Genomic DNA, 1,154 nt, shown 5'->3' with positions numbered 1-1,154 from the left:
CTCTTACTGCTTGCTTCTCTAAGCTCCCCCTTTCTTGCTAGCGCTCAACCCGTCAATGACCTCGTATTCACCGTAGGTATCGTTTCCGACAAAGCAAAAAGTAAAATCAAAAAGGCGACACCCTTTGCTCAATATGTGTCCGGAAGGCTGAATCACCTCGGTTATACCTCTGGGTCGGTACAAGTCTTCAACAACTATGGACAACTTGCAGTTGCTCTCAAAAATGGCAGCGTTCAAATTGCAACAGCTACACCGTTTAACGCCGTAACCCTAGAACGAGAATCTAACAGCCAAGTGCTCGCCGTAAGGTGGAAAAAGGGACTCGAAAAATACCACTCTGTATTTTTCACCCATCAAGACAGTGGCATTCATTCCTTGGCCGATCTGCGCGGCAAAACGCTCATTTTCGAGAGTCGCAACTCCACCAGCAGCTTTTACTTACCTGCCATTACATTGCTCAACCAAGGCGAAAAATTAGAATACCTTCGCTCTATAGATGATCACCCAACGAAAGGCCGTATCGGCTATTTGTTTTTGGATGAACATTTAGAACAATCCAACGAAATCAACCTATCCGTTTGGGTGTATAAACAGCGCGTTGCCGCCGGGGCGTTCAGTAATTTCAACTGGAACAACCCAAAAGATTTGCCAGAAAACATGAAGGAAAAACTGACCATTTTCCATAACTCGGTTGAGATCCCGCGTGATTTGGTTTTAGCGTCGCCTACTTTGAGCCAATCGACCAAAAATGAAATTACATCGATTTTATTAAAAATGGATGCTTCACCAGAAGGTTTGCATGCCTTGGATGTATTCCAAAATACCAAGCGCATATCAGCACTCACGCCAGATATGGCAACGTCTCTCGACACGGTTCGAAAGTCTGTTAACTTGCTACCAAAGGCAAACTGATGCTGAACAAACTTTCGCTCGAAACCAAATACATTTTTGCGACCATCTCCGTCGTTGTTTTGGTGGTTGTGGTCAACCTTGTACTTTACATGCATGGCTACGACACATACTCAAACAATCTCGCGCAGCAGATTACGCAAAATTCTCAAGATAAGACGGAATCCTACGTCAAACAAAAAGGATTAGTGTACGCGGAGTTGTTGTCTAAGCAGCTGTTTGATACGCTTTACAACGATAACATC

Annotated in this window: 1 protein-coding gene and 1 pseudogene; both read left to right on the top strand. The window is 44.3% G+C overall.

Annotated features, from left to right (window positions below; translation table 11 throughout):
- The coding region (locus R7070_RS26055; RefSeq protein WP_318141494.1) for a phosphate/phosphite/phosphonate ABC transporter substrate-binding protein at positions 1–912 on the top strand (912 nt) is incomplete at its 5' end.
- Positions 912–1,154: pseudogene (locus tag R7070_RS26050) on the top strand (GGDEF domain-containing protein); the annotation flags it as partial. The gene R7070_RS26055 and the pseudogene R7070_RS26050, both read left to right, overlap by 1 nt.

Source organism: Vibrio sp. 1557 (assembly GCF_033340175.1).
GTDB lineage: Bacteria > Pseudomonadota > Gammaproteobacteria > Enterobacterales > Vibrionaceae > Vibrio > Vibrio alginolyticus.
This window is presented reverse-complemented; position numbering and strand designations above follow the sequence as displayed.